This is a genomic window from Polyangiaceae bacterium, assembly GCA_020633205.1.
Taxonomy (GTDB): Bacteria; Myxococcota_A; Polyangia; order Polyangiales; family Polyangiaceae; genus JAHBVY01.
This window is the reverse complement of the sequence record JACKEB010000011.1, coordinates 169679-188685: the sequence shown is the minus strand read 5'-3', so window position 1 is coordinate 188685 and position 19007 is coordinate 169679. Positions and strand designations below refer to the sequence as shown.

The 19007-nt window shown below is 63.8% G+C and carries 15 protein-coding genes; 13 read left to right on the top strand and 2 right to left on the bottom strand.

What is annotated here, in order from left to right; all coding sequences use genetic code 11:
• The first annotated feature begins 4 nt into the window (after positions 1-4).
• From H6718_07490 to H6718_07475, 4 genes are all read left to right on the top strand, one after another.
• Positions 5-1783, top strand: coding sequence for a hypothetical protein (locus tag H6718_07490; GenBank protein MCB9585224.1), 1779 nt, complete (start codon positions 5-7; stop codon positions 1781-1783).
• A gap of 232 nt (positions 1784-2015) precedes the next feature.
• Positions 2016-3695, top strand: coding sequence for a trypsin-like peptidase domain-containing protein (locus H6718_07485; GenBank protein MCB9585223.1), 1680 nt, complete (start codon positions 2016-2018; stop codon positions 3693-3695).
• Positions 3696-3711: 16 nt separating this feature from the next.
• Positions 3712-5484: a trypsin-like peptidase domain-containing protein gene (locus H6718_07480; GenBank protein MCB9585222.1), complete on the top strand. Its 1773-nt coding sequence runs from the start codon at positions 3712-3714 to the stop codon at positions 5482-5484.
• Between the two features lie 34 nt (positions 5485-5518).
• Entirely contained in the window at positions 5519-7237 is a 1719-nt protein-coding gene (locus H6718_07475) for a trypsin-like peptidase domain-containing protein (protein ID MCB9585221.1), read from the top strand.
• A 77-nt stretch (positions 7238-7314) separates the two neighbouring features.
• On the opposite strand, the gene H6718_07470 is transcribed toward H6718_07475, so the two are convergent.
• Both H6718_07470 and aspS read right to left on the bottom strand, forming a co-directional pair.
• A complete protein-coding gene (locus tag H6718_07470) occupies positions 7315-8436 on the bottom strand; it encodes a hypothetical protein (GenBank protein MCB9585220.1) in 1122 nt (373 codons plus the stop codon).
• A 139-nt stretch (positions 8437-8575) separates the two neighbouring features.
• Positions 8576-10468 carry an aspartate--tRNA ligase gene (gene aspS / locus H6718_07465; GenBank protein ID MCB9585219.1) on the bottom strand — a complete coding sequence of 631 codons (1893 nt, stop codon included), beginning with the start codon at positions 10466-10468 and terminating at the stop codon, positions 8576-8578.
• Positions 10469-10824: 356 nt separating this feature from the next.
• Between aspS and H6718_07460 the strand changes: the two genes are divergently transcribed.
• From H6718_07460 to H6718_07420, 9 genes are all read left to right on the top strand, one after another.
• Positions 10825-11151 (top strand): hypothetical protein, encoded by a 327-nt coding sequence (locus H6718_07460; protein MCB9585218.1) that lies wholly within the window; start codon positions 10825-10827, stop codon positions 11149-11151.
• 119 nt (positions 11152-11270) lie between these two features.
• A complete protein-coding gene (locus H6718_07455; GenBank protein ID MCB9585217.1) occupies positions 11271-12116 on the top strand; it encodes a hypothetical protein in 846 nt (281 codons plus the stop codon).
• A gap of 6 nt (positions 12117-12122) precedes the next feature.
• Positions 12123-12431, top strand: a complete 309-nt coding sequence (locus tag H6718_07450; GenBank protein MCB9585216.1) for a hypothetical protein — start codon at positions 12123-12125, stop codon at positions 12429-12431.
• A gap of 123 nt (positions 12432-12554) precedes the next feature.
• Positions 12555-13124 (top strand): SMI1/KNR4 family protein, encoded by a 570-nt coding sequence (locus H6718_07445; protein ID MCB9585215.1) that lies wholly within the window; start codon positions 12555-12557, stop codon positions 13122-13124.
• Between the two features lie 185 nt (positions 13125-13309).
• Positions 13310-13684, top strand: a complete 375-nt coding sequence (locus H6718_07440) for a helix-turn-helix transcriptional regulator (protein ID MCB9585214.1) — start codon at positions 13310-13312, stop codon at positions 13682-13684.
• 65 nt (positions 13685-13749) lie between these two features.
• A complete protein-coding gene (locus H6718_07435) occupies positions 13750-14160 on the top strand; it encodes a VOC family protein (protein ID MCB9585213.1) in 411 nt (136 codons plus the stop codon).
• Positions 14160-14369: a hypothetical protein gene (locus tag H6718_07430; GenBank protein MCB9585212.1), complete on the top strand. Its 210-nt coding sequence runs from the start codon at positions 14160-14162 to the stop codon at positions 14367-14369. The genes H6718_07435 and H6718_07430 overlap by 1 nt, the downstream gene beginning before the upstream one ends.
• Positions 14370-14382: 13 nt before the next feature.
• On the top strand, positions 14383-16827 hold the full coding sequence (locus H6718_07425) for an excinuclease ABC subunit UvrA (protein ID MCB9585211.1): 2445 nt from the start codon (positions 14383-14385) through the stop codon (positions 16825-16827).
• Between the two features lie 105 nt (positions 16828-16932).
• Entirely contained in the window at positions 16933-18891 is a 1959-nt protein-coding gene (locus tag H6718_07420) for a hypothetical protein (protein ID MCB9585210.1), read from the top strand.
• Positions 18892-19007: the final 116 nt, after the last annotated feature.

The window sequence follows — 19007 nt, the reverse complement described above, 5'->3', positions numbered from 1 at the left end:
TTGCATGTGGAATTTAGCCCGACATAAGCTGCCTGCTGCCCTCGCCGCGTTGCTCTTGACGAGCGCGTGTGCCGGTGCGGATCCGAACGACGATGCCGCGGACGAAGCCAGCTCGGAGGCAAGCGGATCAGAGGTAGTCGCGACTCAGCAGGAAGCGCTCTGCAACGATCCTCCGCTCTGTGACGACCTCGAGTGCCCGCTGCTCAACGGCTGCAACGAGTGCTACCTCAACGCTGCGGGCTGCGCCTGCAAGTACAGTAATCTGCCCGACGGCACCGGCTGCCCGGGTGGCTCATGCTTGAGCGGAAGCTGCTGCAGCGGTTGCGTGAGCGGCACCACGTGCAACGCCGGCACGGCGCTCAACGCCTGCGGCAAGTCGGGCAGCGCTTGTCAGAACTGCGACGACGGCAACCCGTGCACCACGGACAGCTGCAACGCGAACGGCACCTGTAGCCATACCCCGAACAGCAACTCTTGTTCGGGCGGCAAGTGCTACAACGGCAGCTGCTGCACCGGCTGTTGGAACGGCTCGAGCTGTGTTGGCGGCGGTTCAGCCTCTGCCTGTGGCAGCGGCGGCGGCGCCTGCTCGAGCTGCGCTGACTCGAACCCATGTACTCAAGACGTGTGCAGCGCAGGCAGTTGCTCACACCCCGCGGTAACGAACGGCACCTCGTGTGCCGACAGCAACCAGTGCAACGGCACGGAGACCTGTCAGAACGGCGCGTGCACCGCCGGCAGCGTTCCAAACTGTGACGACGGCAACGTGTGCACAGACGATGCGTGCAACCCAGGCACCGGCTGCACCCACACGGCGAACAGCGCCGCCTGCAACGACGGCAACGGCTGCACCACCGGAGACAAGTGCAGCGGAGGTTCCTGCAGCGGCACAGCGACTTCCTGCGACGACAGCAACCCATGCACCGACGACAGCTGCAGCGCTGGCGCGGGCTGCGTGCACACCGCAAAGTCGGACGGAACTGGGTGCGACGACATGAACACCTGCTCGTCGGCGAGCGCTTGCATGGGTGGGCAGTGCGTGGCGACGGCTGGCTTGAACTGCAACGACGGCGACGTGTGCACCACCGACGGCTGCTCCGGAGGAAATTGCTCACACGCCTCCGCGGGGACCATCCCGTGTGACGACGGCGACCCTTGCACCGAACACGACACCTGCGGCGGCTCTGGTTGCGTCGGTACCGCACGGAACTGTGACGACAACAACCCGTGTACGGTGGACACCTGCGACGCGACCGACGGCTGCAAGCACACGGTGGACGACGGCGCCAGCTGCAATGACGGAGATCCTTGCACCACCGCGGACAAGTGTGTCGGCGTCACCTGCAAAGGCGAGGCAGTCACCTGCCCAGCAGTCGACGAGTGCCACGAGGCGGGGAGCTGCGACTCAGCGACCGGCACGTGCGACCCGGGAACGGTGCTGGCTGATGACACGCCTTGCACGGGCGGCACCTGTGTGGGGGGCAGCTGTGTGAGCGATGAGTGGCCGGGTGGCAGCGGCGGCGCGACCAACGGCAATGGCGGCGCCGGCGGTGAGGGCGGACAGGCAGTCGCCGGGACGAGCGGCGTTTCGAGCGGCGGCAGCGGCGGATTCGGAGGCACGACCAATGCGGATCCAACCGCGGTCTACGAGCGCAATCCCGGTGGCTGCGCCTGCCGGGCGACGGGCGCCGAGGAGACGCAGCGCCAACAGCTGCCCGCGTTGTTCGGTCTCGGAATCGCCTTGGCAGCGACCATCCGACGTCGCCAGCGTCGCGACCTGAAGTAGCGCCCTGTAGTCACGCGATGTAGGTCGCTCGCCCACGCTGGCTCCGGTGTACGCGCCGACGACTACACACGATTGACGCCGCGTTCCACCGGGGAAGCCGTGCGGAACTGGAGCCGCGGCTCGTGTTCCATCGCGACCGCACGGCCGCGTCCGATGTCACCGCTCCGTCGCTCTGGTTTGAGGCATTCTGAACCAGCGCGCCGAGGGATCGATGCTAGCCTGCGCGCCCCCGATGACACGCCTCTCCCTCGCTGCACTCGTCTTGTTCGCATGCGTGCTCGCTACTCTCCCAGCGGCCGCCGACGATCTGGCGTATTCCGACATCGACCGCGCGACCGTGCGCGTCCTGGCCCTCGGCACCGTCGACATCGAAGAGGTCGAGCACAAGCAGGTCAAGTACCCGGTGGCGATCCCCCTCGCCGGTCACGGGAGCGGCGTGTTGGTTGGCGCGGATGGTCTCATCCTGACCGCGGAGCACGTGGTCGCGGACTCTCGCGCTATCGCCGTCATGATCCCTGGCTACCCCAAAGCGTTGCCCGCGGTGGTCGTGTACGAGAATGAAGATCACGATGTCGCGTTGGTGCGCGTCCTTGGGACCTACACCCAGGTCGCCAAGCTCGCAGACCCAAGCGATGTCTTGGCGGTCCGGCAAACGGTGTTCGCCATCGGCTACCCGCTCGACGCGAAGCGAACGGACCCCCAGAGCACCCAAGGCATCGTCTCCGGAAAGCTCCCCGACGGCGCGCTCCAGCTCGGCATGACGGTGAACCCGGGAAACTCCGGTGGTCCCGTCGTCGACGAGCAGGGCCTGGTGCGCGGCATCGTGATCGCGCGCTCACGCCTCGATCAGGGCGCCGTGGGCCTGGCCTACGCCGTACCCCTCGGCAACATCGTCGGCCCGGTGAGCCAGCAGGAGAACACGCCACTCTCCACCGAGAAGGATACTTATCTCCGCACGGATGCGGCGCAGCTCTCCGCCGAGCTCACGACGGCGATGAGCCAGTATGGGCTCGAGGTACTCGAGGCGTCGCTCTCCGGTGGCTCCTTGGACCTCGACCCGAAGCTCCGCAAGACGCTGAACGAGGCCTCTTACGGTGAGCATGCGTCCATCGACGGCCGCTTGATGAGCGCCGCCATGTACTGGAACCAGTCCCTGGTACAGCAGGCGCGCGGCAAGAGCGTCTGGCGCAAGTCGCGGCAGTACGCCGTCAAGCTAGCCAAGGAGGCGGTGAAGCTCGAGCCAAAGCTCAAGAAGGAATCCAAGTTCATCAGCGTCGTACTGGCGGGCGATCCCGGCGACGGCACGTTCCACCCGTTCGCGAACACCACCCCCGTGCCTTCGAGCGGGGGAAACATGGACACGCTATCGCGCTTCGATAGTGGGCCGACGACCTTTCCTGACGACGAACCCAAGGACAAGAAGCCCAGCAAGACCAAGGGCGGGTACTTCGACTTCGAAGTCGGATACGCCAACACCAAACGTAGCGACAATGCGAAAGGCGCGAGTGACTACTTTGGGGGCGGGTTTGGCTACTGGACCGGGGACAAGGCTCGATTCAAGGTCGGGGGCGTCTTGCGCCGCCACAGCGGCACCACTTACACCCAGTGTCAGACGGTGACCACGGGCTACGGTTTCTCGGGAGACCGTTGCGAGAGTGGCTCCCTCGCAACCACGTTGGTGGGCGCGACCGTCGGCCTGGGCATCGAGCGCTACTTCGCCGTCGGCTTGGGCCTCGACTACATCAGCGTCACCGACAGCGGGGTTGCGGAGGACGAGAGCGGGGTGGCCTTCGAACTCGACGCCGGACTGCGCATTCCGATCAAGACCGTCGATCTCCAGCTGAACACGCTGCTGCTGACAGGCGCGGTCACCATCGCCGGCGTAAGCGCCGGAGTGGGCGTGTTCTTCTAGGCTTCGCGAGCAAGGCATGAAACGACGTCTACTACAAATCCTCGCGGCAATTCTTCTGACTCTCCTCGCCCCAGGCGCGCTCGCTCAAGCCGTCGCCTACGACAACATCGATCAGGCGACCGTACGCGTGCTCGGCATGGGGAACATCGAGCTCGAAGCGATAGAGGATGAGGGTCAGACGTATCAGCTGGCAGTGCCCATCGCGGGCCACGGCAGCGGCGTACTGCTCTCGAAGGACGGCTTGATCCTCACCGCGGCTCACGTCATCGACGACACTCGGGCCCTCGCGGTGTTGGTGCCCGGACACCTTGGGCCGCTGCCAGCAGTCGCTGTGTACACCGACACGACAAGGGACTTCGCGCTGCTGCGCGTGAAGGGCGACTTCGAGCACGTCGCAGAGCTCGCCGATCCAAAGGCGTCGCTCGCCATCCGTCAAAACGTCTTCGCCATCGGTTACCCCCTCGATGCGACGCGCATGGATCCGCAGTCCACCCCCGGCATCGTCTCCGGCGTCTTGCCCACTGGCGAGCTGCAGCTCGGCATGAGCGTCAACCCGGGCAACTCGGGCGGACCCGTGGTGGACAGCGACGGCAAGGTGCGAGCGATCGTCGTCGCGCGATCTCGACTCGACGAAGGAGCGATCGGTCTGGCCTACGCGGTCCCTCTAAAGACCTTCGCCGAGACGGTGACCAAGTATCTCACCAAGCCAGCCGACGCGACCCAGCTGGCTTATCTCGAAGCGGACACCAGCCGACGCTTGGCGGATCTCACATCGCTGATGAGCCTCTATGGGCTCGAGGTGATGAAGACTTCGCTCTCCAAGAGCGAGATGGAAGTCGATCCGCGCATCAAGGGCGCACTGGACGAAGCCTCCCAGGGCGCCCACGCCTCCACCGACGGGCGGCTGCTCAGCGCGGTCTTCTACTGGAACCAGAGCCTCGTGATGCGTCGCCGCGGGGATACGAACTGGCCCACCGCGCAGGCCAAGGCAGTAGGTCTGGTGCGCGAGGCCGCCAAGGCGGAGCCGGCGTTGCAGACCAAGTCGCCGTTCGTGAAGTTACTGCTCGGGCTGCCTCCTACGGCGCCTGGTCCGGCGAGCGGGACGGGAGACCCCGCGAATCCCTGGGGAACGACCTACGGCTCCAGTGTGCAGCCACCAACGAGCGCACCGGCGACGGACAAACCGAAGCAGCCCGAGGGAAAGCCGCTCAAGCTCAACCTCAAAGTCCTGCTTGGAATCGAGATTGTTCCAACCTTGTACAACATTGATCTCCACTTCGACGCTAGGTTGAGCGCCGGAGTGAATCATCGAGAGCATCACGGTCGCACGGTGCTCGCGTACGGCGCGAGGGTTGGGTTCCAAACGGCTGGAACCTGGAGCGTGATCTTTGGCGGCGAACTGCAGCAGGCGAGCGGCTCGTTCACGTGCGATTACTGTTACGAACCCACCACAAGCCAGTCCGGCGGCATCGATATCGACTGGAGCACGACCCAGTTGGGCCCTTACGCAGGGCTAACTTTCAAAGGACTGTATCTTGGCGGCAAGGTTCTCTGGTTCCTGCCTGGTTCAAACGGCGACGAACCTTTCCACGTCGATGGCGCGGCGCTGGGCGTGGAGGGTGGCTATCTCTACTCCTACAAACGGTTGAGAGCGGGGGCGCTGCTCGGAGCATATTGGGGTTCTGGTGAAGTCAGCGAGTACGAGAACTACGAGTTTGGCTACTACGACACCGTTGAGACCTCCGTTCGTGCCGTACAGCTCTCCGCAATGGCACAGCTCGCGTTCTAGCCAAACCATCCAGCTCTCCCACACCAGGAATGCGATGTCGTTCGCCCAACTTCGTTTCCTCACGGTTCTCTTCGCCTGCCTGTTCGCGCCCAGCGCATTCGCTCAAGCCGTTGCCTACGACAACATCGATCAGGCAACGGTGCGCGTGCTCGGCATGGGGAACATCGAGATCGAACCCATCGAAGACGAAGGTCAGACGTACCAGCTGGCGCTGCCCATCGCGGGACACGGCAGCGGCGTGTTGCTGTCGAAGGACGGCCTGATCCTGACGGCGGCCCACGTCATCCAGGACACGCGGGCCCTCGCGGTGCTGGTTCCTGGACGCCTGGGGCCTCTCCCCGCGGTAACGGTCTACGTGGACACCACGCGGGACTTCGCGCTGCTGCGGGTGAAGGGCGACTTCGAGCACGTCGCCGAGCTCGCTGATCCAAAGGCTACCCTGGCGATCCGCCAGGACGTGTTTGCCATCGGCTACCCGCTGGATGCTACTCGCATGGATCCCCAGTCCACTCCGGGAATCGTCTCGGGTGTGCGCCCAAGCGGGGAGCTACAGCTGGGGATGAGCGTCAACCCGGGCAACTCCGGTGGACCCGTGGTGGACAGCGACGGCAAAGTGCGAGGGATCGTGGTTTCACGCTCGCGGCTCGATGAGGGCGCCGTTGGCCTCGCGTACGCCGTCCCGCTGCAGACCTTCGCCGAAACGGCAAAGAAGTACGTTGGCACCCCCGCGGACGCCGCTCAGCGAGCCTACCTGGAGGCCGACACCAGCCGTCGCCTAGCAGACCTCACCTCGCTGATGAGCCTTTACGGTGTCGATGTGCTCAAGACCTCGCTCTCGAAGAGCGAAATGGAGGTCGATCCTCGTATCAAGGGTGCGCTCGACGAGGCATCCGAAGGCGCCCACGCCTCGACTGATGGGCGGCTGCTCAGTGCGGTCTTCTACTGGAACCAGAGCCTGGTGATGCGTAGCCGCGGGGATACGAACTGGCCCAACGCGCAAGCCAAGGCCGTCAGTTTGGTCAGGGAAGCCGCCAAGGCGGAGCCCACACTGCAAACTACATCCAAGTTCGTGAAGCTGCTTTTGTCGCTCAGTCCGGCCCCACCGGTAGGCGCAGCGCCAGAGCCAGGACCCAGCGGTGGCTTTGGTAGTGTCAACCTCCAGCCGCCCGCGGATACGGGGCCGCCCGCGCCTCCGACGCGTCCAAGAGAGAAGCCCGTGCGCTTCTTCCTAGAGGCGGGAGGGGACTATCTGACGTTGACTGGTCACCACGTGTCAGCACCGAAGGGTCCTTTCAATTTCAGCGAATCGACCAGGCCAGACGCCAGCGGCTTTGGGGTGAGCGTAGGCCTTGGACTCGCTTTTGCGATCGCCAACGAAGCATCGATCCCAGTGGCGATTCGTGTATCCCATGCGAACCTCGACATGGATTGCGGTGACTGCACCGCACCTGACGGCGAGGGCGACGCAGGCACCGATTGGACGCAGGACGGGTATGGCGCCTCGGTCGGCTACCAGTGGTCTTGGATATACGTCGGCGTTCGGCTCGACCACGTCAACGTCAGCGTCGAGAACAGCGACATCGATGCTTCGCTGCTGGCATATGGGATGGACGGCGGCATCGTCCTGCAACGTGGGGCCCTTGGATTCAAGGCCCTCGGCGGTATGGCGATCGGCGAGTACAGCGGCGACAACGAAGAATCGCTGAGCTACATCAGCTTCAACCTGACCCTCGCTGGACAGCTCTTGTTCTAGACACTGCCTGCGTCGCGCCCGACCCCCAACTTGCTCGTGGATCGCGTGGTTCGAGGAGGGCGGCTATCGTCCTAGCCTCACGGCATGATACGCAGACCCTCGAGGGTGTAGTCCTTCGGGTCATTGTCATTCTTGAGCTTCACACCCTTACGCGGGTCGAAGCTCGGGCGAATGCTCAGGCCATGCCAGGCGTGCTCGTCCCCTGAAGTGCCAGGAGGCGTCCCCGTCTGATGCAGCACGATGGTGTCGCTGTCGTGGGCGCGCTCGTGCTCGATCTTGCCCTTGAAATCAAACGTCGTGATCACCGGGGCCGCCGCGATCTGGGTGCGCGCCATCCAGATGTCGATGCCCTTGATCGCGCTCGGGCCTGTCCCCACGGAAACACGGGTGACGTTGAACCGTGGGTCGTCGATGCCGAGCTGTTTTGCGATCGCTTCTGGTTCCTGTTCAAGCAGCTTCGGCATGCCGGCGAGCTTGGTCACGGCGTGCTGCAACATCTTCCAAGCGACCTCGTCGTCCTTCACCGCGACGACCTCGTCGGGCATCGCAACGATGATGTAGCCCCTGAGCGTTTCATCGGTGAGCTTCTTCACGGCGCCGATGGTGTCTTTCAGCTCCCCGCGATGAGACACGGCGACCGACGCGATGCCTGGTCCCCACAGGTCGAGCTTCCCGGTGGTTTGATTGGAGCCGAGGTACCAGTTGCGAGTCGCCCAGGCGCCTTTGGTCGCCGTGGTGATCACCGGCTGCTTCACGCCCATCGCCGTGGCCAGCTCCTGAGCGGTAGGCGCTGTCTCGAACTTGACCTCCACGAAGCGCGGGCCGGAGAACCGAACACTGACACCCTTCGGCGGCTTGAGGGCAGCTTCGAGCTCACTTGGCGTCTTGTAGAAGAGCCCTGGGGTACACGCCAGCTCACGCGTCACGCGGGCTATCTCGTGAGCCAATCCAGTTCCGTCAGGCAACGCCTGGCAAGGCTTCGCATCGCTCGGCTTTGCTGGCTCCAAGAAGGACGGCGTGTTGCGCTCCGCCTCCGGCGGGAGTGGCGCGACCGCTACCTCCGGCCCCGCCGGCGCAGAAGCACTTGCGGGGACGTTGCTCGAGTTGGTGGTGTTCGTCGACTCCTGGCTTGGACAGCCGCTGAGGAAAACCGCAACCAACACACTCAGCGAACAGGCGGCAATACGTGAGACTCGCATAACAGCAGGGTATCAGACGTCTCAGCCCGGCCTCCGGTCTGCCCCGTCAGCGATCTCGCTCAACCCGTGAATGTGCTCACGCCCAAAGCAAGAAAGGCGCCCCTCATGGGGCGCCTTTTCCACCTGAGAAGTCGAGCGCTTAGCCTTCGTCACTCACGAGCGACGCGACGCGCAGCTCGGCCAGCTGCTCCGCGGACACACCACCGGGCGCGTCCGTCATCAGGTCGGTGCCCTTTTGAGTCTTCGGGTAGGCGATCACGTCGCGGATGCTATCGGTGCCCGCCATCAACATGCTGATGCGGTCCATGCCAAGGGCGATTCCGCCGTGGGGCGGCGCGCCGTAGCGCAGCGCCTTGAGCAAGAAGCCGAACTTCTCTTCCGCCTCGGCGTCGCCAATGCCGAGGGTGCGGAACACCCGGGCCTGCACCTCGGGGTCATGCAGACGCACCGAGCCGCCGCCGATCTCGAAGCCGTTCAGCACCAGGTCGTAGCGGTAACACTGCACGAGGCCCGGATCCTTCTCGAGCAAGTCGACGTGATCATCGAACGGCCGGGTGAAGGCGTGATGCGCCGCAGCCCAGCGCTTGTTGTCCTCGTCGTACTCGAAGAGCGGCGGGTTCACGACCCACAGGAAATTCCAGTTGTCGCCGTGGCCAGTCTCCGGGATGAGCCCGAGCTTTTTCCCCAGGGCAAGGCGGAGGTTCGCCATCACGGTATGCACCAGGCTGGTCTTGCCCGACTGGAACAGGATGATATCGCCTTCCTTCGCCTCGCACGCTGCGTTGATGGCGTTGCGCATCTCGTCGGTGATGCTCTTCGCCAGCGGGCTCTGGGTCCACTCGCCGCCTGCTCCGACCTTGGCGCGCGCCAGGCCCCCGGCGCCCATACCGCGCGCTTGCTTCTCCAGCTTGTCGCCGTCGGCGCGGCTGAAGTTGGCGCTGGCCGGGATGACCATGGCCTTGATGATCTCCGCCGGCAGATCCTTGCGGTAGGTGCCGTTCTTGAACTTCTCGGCGATGGGCTGGAAGAACGGGATGCCGCCGCCGTCGTGCTCCGTGATGAGCTCCGTGAGGTCGACGTGGGGCATGCCGAAGCGCAGGTCCGGCTTGTCGTTGCCGTAGAGCCGCATCGACTCTTCGAAGTCCATGCGGGGGAAGTGACCGCTCGGGTAGATCTCCTTCAGGTCCACGCCGTTCGCCTTCCACATCGCGAACACCAAGCCTTCAACCAGGTTGAAGATGTCGTCTTGGTTCACGAAAGACAGCTCGATGTCGATCTGGGTGAACTCAGGCTGGCGATCGATGCGCAGGTCCTCGTCGCGGAAGCAGCGCACGATCTGGAAGTACTTTTCGTAGCCGGCCACCATGAACAGCTGCTTGAAGAGCTGCGGACTCTCAGCCAGCGCATAGAATTTCCCCGCGGAAGTGCGGCTCGGCACCAGGAAGTTACGCGCGCCACCCGGGGTGTACTTGACCAAGAACGGCGTCTCGAGCTCGAGGCAGCCGGCCTCGCTCAAGTAGTTCCGCGCGGCTTGGTTCAGGTTGTGGCGCATGCGCAGCGCGCGCTGCAGGGGCGCCCGGCGTAAATCCAGGAAGCGATACTGCAGGCGGATCTCTTCCTTGGTGTCGACCTTGTCGAGCAGCTCGAAGGGCGGCGTCTCACTCTTGTTGAAGACCGTCGCCTCCATCACCTCGACTTCGACCTCACCGGTAGCCAGGTTGGGGTTGGTGGCGCTGACCATCTCACCGGTCTTCTTGCTCATCTGCATGCCGCGTGAGCGCACCTTGCCCTTGATGCCGACGCACCACTCACCGCGCAGCGCTTCCGCTTGCTTGTGAGCCTCGGGCGCCGTATCCGGGTCGAAGACGATCTGGGTCAGACCTTCGCGATCTCGCAAGTCGACGAAGATGATGGAGCCGTGATCTCGACGATTATTCACCCAGCCAAACAGCACGACCTCGGAGCCGATGTCCGATGCGCGCAGCGAGTTGTTGTCGTGGGTTCTCTTGAGCTCGTCGATGAAGCGGGCCACAGGTCGTTTCCTTGCTTGCGAGCGCTCACGCCACCTCGAGATTTCCCGAGCTGACCCGAGCAGTTGGGCTCCGGAGCCGCCGAGACCATCTCGCGACCACAGAGCAGCTGACGCCTTGCGCTAAATCCTAGGATTGGGCAAGCGCCTGGCGGCGATCTAACCCGAAGCGCGCCCCGTGAGAATGCAACAAATTGCCGATTTCGAGGCCAAAGCCGAGCTTAAACATGGCGCCATGCGTACGGCCGCTGAGGTGCGAGATTTCAGCTGGCTAGAGCGAAAGCCACGCAATTCGCTGGGCGGGTGCGACGACTCGTGGAGCCAAGGAGGCAAACCTGGTGCGTGCTACCCTCTTCCAAGTGTCCGACAAGGAGCAAGTCGCGACGGACCTGATCCGCCATCACTTCGAGGTGGAGCCCCACCTTGTTGAGGTCTGGCGCTTCTTCGGGGACAACGAAGCCTCGCCCAGAGAGCCGATCAAGCTCCTCGAAGTGAACGTCGCGACCGTCTCGACCGGTGGTGTCACACCGTTCCGCTTCCGCCCAAGTCATGAAGTGCCGTTCGCGGTCATCATCGCCGAGATCACCCCCGAGGAGTTCGAAGCGGTGAAGCAGAATCCGTCTCTGCTTCCGACCGGGTGGAGCTTGGCACCCACGCGGGCGCAACGCTTCGAAAGACACGCGTGACAGCTGCGGACTGCACGCCGGCCACGCATTGAGCAAACCACGGAGCAATACGGTTCATGCAGGGCCGTCCATCAGACCTACCACGCATCCAGCAAACCCACTTGCGCGCCCAAGCGGACATGTTTGCCGCCGTGGCTTCCCACGGAACCATTATCGGAACCGCACGCGAGATCGCCCTGATCGATTTCTTCCGAGGCCTGATCCCCCAGCGCTACGAGATCTTGTCCGGAGCAATCGCGACTGAAACCAAAGGAAAGCTCGACAGGGCATCGGGGCAGCTAGATGTGATGGTGGTCGATACGTTCGAGTACCCGACCGTGCTTCGGACTGGCGATTTGGCGGTCGCGCTCGCTCCATCCGTTCTAGTCGTCGTTGAGTCCAAGAGCGACCTCGCATCGGGGGAGAAGTTCTTCGACGCACTACGGCAGATTGGGAAGGCGAAACTGGTCGCCGGTCCTGGCACGCTCACGGCTCTCTTTTGTTTCGGTGCACCAGCAAAGTCCGAGACACTGAGGAGTTGGCTCAACCAGCTCATGCAAGAGAGGACGCACTTGCTCCACGAGGCACGAAGCGCGGACGCTAACCTCGCCGCTTACGAAAAGCTTTCCAAGTCTGATATAAAATCCCGGCGGAAACCCCGTACGAAGAAAGACCTCCTTGAGGAGGTCACGCTTTACAACGCCCCAGCGCTGCCCGACATCATCGTTTCAGACCGCGGAGCGATCGCGATCCGGATAGACGACGCACAAACTAGCTACCAGTTCTACAGACCCAAGAAGGGGTATCCCTCGGTGGTTGCACTCGCGTCTGGAGTGCTTGGGCATATATCAAGAGCAGTCGGCGACCCAGAACGTGCTGTGAAGGAACAGTCGTTCAGGATCCTTACCACTCACCTCAATGCTGGTTTTGAGAGAGCCCAGGACGTGCCCGACCTCGACGTCACCGACACACAGCCGCATAATTGAGGACCCATGTACGTGGTTCAGATCAGCGATCGCAACACCTTCGCCAACAAGGTAGCGTCGGAACAGCTACCCGTTCGCGTCGTGCGGACACCGACAGCCATTCCGGTTCAGCAGGGCACCGGGGTCGTCATGCACCCCGGCCTTGCATTAGACTACGCTCTCGACTTCGACGACCCAAACATGGGCGAGACGACGTGGACGTTTCGCGAGGTGGTGCTCACCAACGCCCAAGGCGAGGTGCTGCTCACGAACTCACTGTTGGCGATGCTTCCGAAGGCAAACGTCGACATTGTGCACCGGAGCGGTTCCCTCTAACCGAAGGTTTACCAAGAGGCGGGCGCGCGCGTTCAGAGCCTACGAGACGCTGCACATCGCCTGATCAGACACAGGATTGGATCCCCATGGATTCACCACTCAACACGAGGCTAAACTGGCGCCATGCGTACGGCCGCTGAGGTGCGAGATTTACTGAAGAAGCTGAAACAGCGCGCGGCTGACGAATACCACGCAACGTGCGGACACCGCTGGAGGTTGAACCCTCGAGCCACTGAGGCGGAGGTCGCTGCGTTCGAGAAGCAGTGGCGCATTCGGCTTCCAAGCGAGTATCGCGAGTTCCTGCTCACGCTGGGAAATGGAGGCGCTGGTCCCGGCTTCGGCATTGACCCTCTGGGAACCATGCAAGAACAGGCCATCGGCAGGGATGTGCTGCGCGCGCTGAAGGTGGAGTTCGACGCTGACCTGGCAGAGGAGTGGGACGAAGTAACGGAGCCAGAATCTTGGGATGCGCGCAAAGACGTCATGGCCGGCGCGATGCCCATCGCGACCCTCGGCTGTGGTGACTGGTTCCGCCTAGTGATTAGCGGTCCCCACGCGGGTGAGATCTGGTTCGACAACCGCGGCGGTGACGGCATGCCTCCCGACCCCGTCGTCGACGACGAAGGCGAGCTCACGTTCCGTTCGTGGTACGAGGCGTGGCTCGACGAGTGCGAAGCGCGCTGGCTCAAGTAGCCCGCAACATATCCTCGGGGATTCGTGATCCCGCTGCTCGCGTTGGATTTGGGGGAGGGCGCTTCAAAGGCAACAGAGCGCACCCGCTAGACAACCGCGAACCATCTGGCACGATCCGCTCAGTGACCAACACCCGCGACGACTACCTGAAGGATCTGGTCAAGCTCAGGCGGGTGCGCGATCGCATGGATCGCGAGTATCAGAAGCCGCTCGATGTGGAATCCCTGGCGCGCGGCGTGGGCATGTCCGCGGGACACTTGAGTCGGCTGTTCAAGAAGGCGTACGGCGAGTCACCGTACTCGTACTTGATGACGAGGCGCATCGAGCGCGCGATGACGCTGCTCCGTCGCGGCGACCTGAGCGTGACGGAGGCCTGCTTCGAAGTGGGCTGTTCGTCCCTTGGCACCTTCAGCACACGCTTCACGGAACTGGTTGGAGTGTCACCCAGCGCCTACCGTGAGGATCAGCAGTCGACTGAAGGCATGCCCGCTTGCGTGGCCAAGCAGGTGACTCGCCCGGTTCGCTCCGTTAAGCCCTCCCCCAAAAAAACAGCTGAATAGCGCCAAGACAAAACCGGTCAGGAATCGAGAAGCGCGCGTCTCGAGGGAGAACTAGCTTCTCGAACATGGAAATCAGCATCCACTCGAGCTTCCTCCCGCAAACCGATCCCGAAGCCTCTCTCGCGTTTTGGCGCGACGTGATGGGCTTCGAAGTCCGCAACGACGTTGGCTACAACGGCTTGCGTTGGATCACGATTGGCCCGCCGGGGCAGCCTGGCACCAACATCGTACTCTATCCGCCGCAAGCAAATCCAGGCGTCACCGAACAAGAGCAGTCGACAATCGCGGAGATGATGGCCAAGGGCACGTTCGGCAAGATCGTGCTGGCGACCACGGACGTGAACGCCACCTTCGAGAAGCTGCAAGCCGCCGGCGCTGAGGTCGTGCAAGAGCCGATGGATCAACCGTATGGCTTGCGCGACTGCGCCTTCCGCGACCCTGCAGGCAATGACCTGCGTATCCAGGAGCGCAAGTGATGAACCGCTGGATGCGCCAGTTTCATCGCTGGGTGTCGGCGTTCTTCGTGGTGAGCGTGATCGCCACAACCGTCGCGATGGCGCAAAAAGAACCCATCGTCTGGATGTCGTATGTGCCGCTCCTGCCCCTCGCCCTGCTTTCGCTCACCGGCATCTACTTGTTCCTGTTGCCGTACTTCAAGCGACGTCCACAGCCCTCCGAAGCGTGAGATAACAGCCGCAATGAGCGCCAAGAAGAACGCAGCCTCGACGACTCACGCCGCGGACAGCCACGACACCATTCGCGTCGTGGGCGCGCGAGTGAACAACCTCAAAGACGTGAGCGTCGAGCTGCCCAAGCGGCGCCTCAGCGTGTTCACCGGCGTCTCGGGCTCCGGCAAGAGCTCCCTGGTGTTCGGCACCATCGCCGCCGAGTCCCAGCGCATGATCAACGAGACGTACAGCGCGTTCGTCCAAGGCTTCATGCCGACGATGGCGCGCCCCGATGTCGACGTGCTGGAAGGGCTCACCACTGCGATCCTCGTGGATCAAGAGCGCATGGGAGCCAACGCGCGCTCCACCGTGGGCACTGCCACCGACGCCAATGCCCTGCTGCGTATCTTGTTCAGTCGCCTGGGCAAGCCGCACATCGGCTCACCTCAAGCCTTCTCCTTCAACGTAGCTTCGGTCAAGGCTGCGGGCGCGCTCACCGTAGAGAAGGCTGGCGGCAAGAAAACCGTACGGAAAACCTTTCAGCGCACGGGTGGCATGTGTCCACGCTGCGAAGGCATGGGCCACGTCACCGACATCGACCTCAAGAAAATCTACGACGAGAACAAGAGCCTGGCTGAAGGCGCGCTGAACATCCCGACCTACACCACCGGCGGCTGGAACTACCGCCTGTACGCGGAGTCCGGCTTCTACGACCCAGAGAAGCCGATCAAGAAGTTCACCAAGAAGGAGCTGCACGATCTGCTCCATAAGGAGCCGGTGCGCATGAAGATCGCCGGCATCAACATGACCTACGAGGGCATCATCCCGCGCCTTCAGAAGTCGATGCTGGCCAAAGACAAAGAGGCGATGCAGTCCCACATTCGCGCGTTCGTGGATCGCGCGGTGACCTTCACCACCTGCCCCGACTGCAGCGGCACCCGGCTCAGCGAAGGCGCACGTTCCTCCAAGATTTCAGGGAAAAACATCGCCGATGCCTGCACGATGCAAGTCAGCGACCTGCGGGACTGGGTGCGCGGTTTGAAGGAGCCAAGCGCGAAGCCGCTGCTCGAGGCGCTGGGCCTGTTGCTAGATTCCTTTGTGGAAATTGGCCTCGGTTACCTCTCCCTGGATCGCCCGACGGGCACGCTCTCTGGCGGGGAAGCGCAACGCACCAAGTTGATTCGTCACCTTGGCTCTTCCCTGACGGATGTGACCTACGTATTCGATGAGCCCACGGTTGGGCTGCATCCCCACGATATCCAGCGCATGAACCAGCTGCTGCTCCAGCTGCGGGACAAAGGCAACACGGTGCTCGTGGTGGAGCACAAGCCGGAGGTAATCGCGATCGCCGATCACGTCGTCGATCTTGGTCCCGGCGCGGGCAGCAACGGCGGCACCGTGACCTTCGAAGGTGGCGTCGCCGCGCTGCGCACGAGCAAGACCGTCACCGGAAAGCACCTGGATGATCGCGCGGCCCTCAAGGCTGAAGTGCGCAAGCCGACGGGTGCCCTCAAGGTACGCGGCGCCAGCACTCACAACTTGAAGAAGGTCAACGTCGATATCCCCCTCGGCGTGCTGGTGGTCGTGACTGGCGTCGCAGGCTCCGGCAAGAGCTCCCTGGTGCAAGGCTCCGTCGCCAAGCTGGAAGGCGTCGTCTCAATCGATCAAAGCGCCATCAAGGGCTCCCGCCGTAGCAACCCGGCGACCTACAGCGGGCTCCTGGATCCTATCCGCAGCGCCTTTGCCAAAGCCAACAAGGTCAAGCCGGCGCTGTTCAGCGCCAACTCCGAAGGCGCCTGCCCGGTGTGCAACGGCGCTGGCGTGATCTACACGGACCTGGCGCTGATGGCTGGCGTCGCGACCACCTGCGAAGAGTGCGAAGGCAAGCGCTTCCAGGCGGATGTCTTGAAGTACAAGCTGGGCGGCAAAGACATCAGCGAAGTGCTCGCGATGCCGGTGAGCGAAGCCACCGCGCATTTTTCCTCCGGGAAATCTAAGGTGCCAGCGGCGCAGGCTATCCTCGAGCGCCTGAGCGACGTAGGGCTGGGCTACGTCACCCTCGGCCAGCCGCTCACGACGCTCTCCGGCGGTGAGCGCCAGCGTCTCAAGCTCGCGACGCAAATGGCGGAGAAGGGCGGGGTCTACATCCTGGACGAACCGACCAGTGGCCTCCACTTGGCCGATGTGCAGCAACTGCTCGGCTTGCTGGATCGCCTGGTGGACTCGGGGAAGTCCGTGATCGTGATCGAGCACCATCAGGCGGTGATGGCGCACGCCGACTGGATCATCGACCTGGGTCCAGGCGCAGGGCATGAAGGCGGTCGGGTCGTCTTCGAAGGCACGCCGGGCGACCTGGTCGCGGCGCGTGCGACGCTCACGGCGCAACACCTGGCGGACTATGTCGGCGCCCCGGCAGCCTCCCCCCCGAAAAAGCAGCCGAGCCAGGCCAAGTCGAAGTCCGCCAAGCGCAAGTAGTTGCCCGCTTCGGGTCCGCGTAAGCGACGCTTACGTAGCTCATCTGCTAGTCGCTGAATCGCCAAAAACTGGGCCAAATCCGCGGCCTTGTGGCACCCGCGAGGAGTGAAACCGGGATCTTTCGTCGCCCAGCCCACGAGCCGCCAGAATCGAGCGCGGCCAAGTGCGCCCCCAGCGTCCGAGCGCGAGGTTCGCGACGACGAATCCTCACGGAATCAACACGCCGACGACGCTGAGCTATCCGAGCTCCACGTCGAGCCGCTGACGTCACCCGGCGGTGAGTGGCTGACGCCGGTGTGCGCCTGGCTCTCCCTGGCGCTGCCCCTGGGGCTCGCCCTGCTACGCGCTAGCGCTGGCGCCCAGTGGCGCGGCGATATGTCTCTGGTGCGATCCGTAGGGATGGTCCCCATTGGACTCGAAGGCGCGCTGAGCAGTGTGCTCGCGCAGCTGATGAGCTTGGTGCCCATCGGGGGGCGCCACTTGCGCACGGCATTGGTCAGCGCCATTGCCCTGGGGATCGCCGGTCGGGTGATCTACGCCATCGCGCGGCGACTGCTCGCCGCTCATGGCTTCACGCCTCGGCTCACCCCGTCGCTCGCTTTGGCAGCCTCTTTGATGACCACGCTCGCGGTCACCTGGCAGCTCGAGGGCACGATTGGTGGCGGCGCGACCGTCGCAGCCGCGCTTGGACTCGGGACGCTGCTGGTGCGTCCAAGCCGCCGCACGACAGACCTCCGCATCTGGTTCGGGTTTGGGGGGTTAGTCGCGCTGGCCACTGCCGAGAGCCATGTGGCAGGCGCCGCTGTGGCTGTTGCTTTGGTGGTGCAGGCGCTCGTCGTTGGGGCGATTCCTCCACGCCGCGCATTGCTGGGTCTCGGCGCTGGTTTCGCGCTGGTCGCGCTGATTTGGGTGATCCCGATGTTGGTGCGCCCGTTCTCCGATCGTGCCGGCGTACAGCTCGGCATCGACTTCACGGCGCACGCCGTGGCTGGCCTCGACTCCGAAGCGGTCAAGCAGGGCGCCTTGGCGGCGTGGCTGAGTGATGTCGGCTTGGTGAGCCTGGCGATCGCCGCGTTCGGCGCTGCCGTGGGGATCCTCCGCCAGAGCACACGTTGGCTGGTCGCCCCGATGCTGACGCTGGTCGCTGCGGACGCGCTCTTGCCTGCGGTGGACGGCAGCGTCTTGGCGCCGGACCCGTTGATGCCTCTGCGCTTGATGGCCATTGGCGCGGTCGCGGTGCTGACGGCGCTAGGTGTCCACGCCGCGGTGTTGTTCTTGTCGACGGCGCGCATTCCCCTGGCGCGCCCAGCGGCGACCTTGATGGGGCTTTTCACCTTCGCGCTGGTGCTGATGACCAGCGAGCGAGCGACTCACATCGCCGACCGCCGAGCCCAGCTGGGTGCTGAGGTGTGGACGGATCACGCCCTGGGCAGATTGCCGTACGGATCCGTTCTCTTGGTGCGCTCTCCAGCGGTCGCTTGGCGGCTGTGGGCGGCGCGCGTGGTGCGCGGTGAGCGACCGGACATCTTGGTAGTTCCCACGGGCATGCTGGACAAAGGTTCCGTCGCGCGGGAGCTCTTGAGTCGCGAGCCGACGCTCTCACCGCTCTTGCGGGATGTCGCGGTGAGCGGCGTGCCGGGAGAGTTTGCGCTGTCGAGCTTGGCCGATGTGCGTCCGCTTTACGTGGAGCTCGACCCCCGCTGGGACACCCGACTCGTCGACCACCTGGTGCCTGAGCCGATGTGGCTTGCGTTCGCGCCCACGGCCCTGGGCCGCTCGGATCGTGGAGCAAGCCTCGAAAAGGGCCGGGAAGCTTTCAGCGAAGTGCTGCAGATCGCCAAGAACCCGAAGGGCCGAGACGAGGCGACCTTGGCGATGCTCGAAGTGCGCGCAAAGGAGCAGGTGCTGGCGCTCGCCGCGCTCAACGACAAGCAGTCGGTGGCCTCGCTGGTCGATGACCTGAAGCAGATTGATCCGACGGATCCGCTGGTCGCGCGCCTGGAGAAGCAGCTGGAGACCCACCGTCGGCGGCGCCTCGATGTGAGCCACATCCTCCCAGAGTGATCACAACGGCGTCAGTCAGTTGCTGACAATCCCAGTCAGAAGCTGTGGAAGCTGCCAGATCCAGCTCAGGGTCTTGCTGCAGCGTCCGCTCAGTTTGATGACGATGTCCAACGTTT

Coding starts and splice junctions, on each gene's coding strand:
- H6718_07445 (MCB9585215.1), top strand. CDS start 12,555: ATGCGTACGGCCGCTGAGGTGCGAGATTTACTGAAGAAGCTGAAACAG.
- H6718_07470 (MCB9585220.1), bottom strand. CDS start 8,436: ATGCGAGTCTCACGTATTGCCGCCTGTTCGCTGAGTGTGTTGGTTGCG.
- H6718_07425 (MCB9585211.1), top strand. CDS start 14,383: ATGAGCGCCAAGAAGAACGCAGCCTCGACGACTCACGCCGCGGACAGC.
- H6718_07475 (MCB9585221.1), top strand. CDS start 5,519: ATGTCGTTCGCCCAACTTCGTTTCCTCACGGTTCTCTTCGCCTGCCTG.
- H6718_07435 (MCB9585213.1), top strand. CDS start 13,750: ATGGAAATCAGCATCCACTCGAGCTTCCTCCCGCAAACCGATCCCGAA.
- H6718_07440 (MCB9585214.1), top strand. CDS start 13,310: ATGGATCGCGAGTATCAGAAGCCGCTCGATGTGGAATCCCTGGCGCGC.
- H6718_07485 (MCB9585223.1), top strand. CDS start 2,016: ATGACACGCCTCTCCCTCGCTGCACTCGTCTTGTTCGCATGCGTGCTC.
- H6718_07450 (MCB9585216.1), top strand. CDS start 12,123: ATGTACGTGGTTCAGATCAGCGATCGCAACACCTTCGCCAACAAGGTA.
- H6718_07490 (MCB9585224.1), top strand. CDS start 5: ATGTGGAATTTAGCCCGACATAAGCTGCCTGCTGCCCTCGCCGCGTTG.
- H6718_07430 (MCB9585212.1), top strand. CDS start 14,160: ATGAACCGCTGGATGCGCCAGTTTCATCGCTGGGTGTCGGCGTTCTTC.
- H6718_07455 (MCB9585217.1), top strand. CDS start 11,271: ATGTTTGCCGCCGTGGCTTCCCACGGAACCATTATCGGAACCGCACGC.
- H6718_07480 (MCB9585222.1), top strand. CDS start 3,712: ATGAAACGACGTCTACTACAAATCCTCGCGGCAATTCTTCTGACTCTC.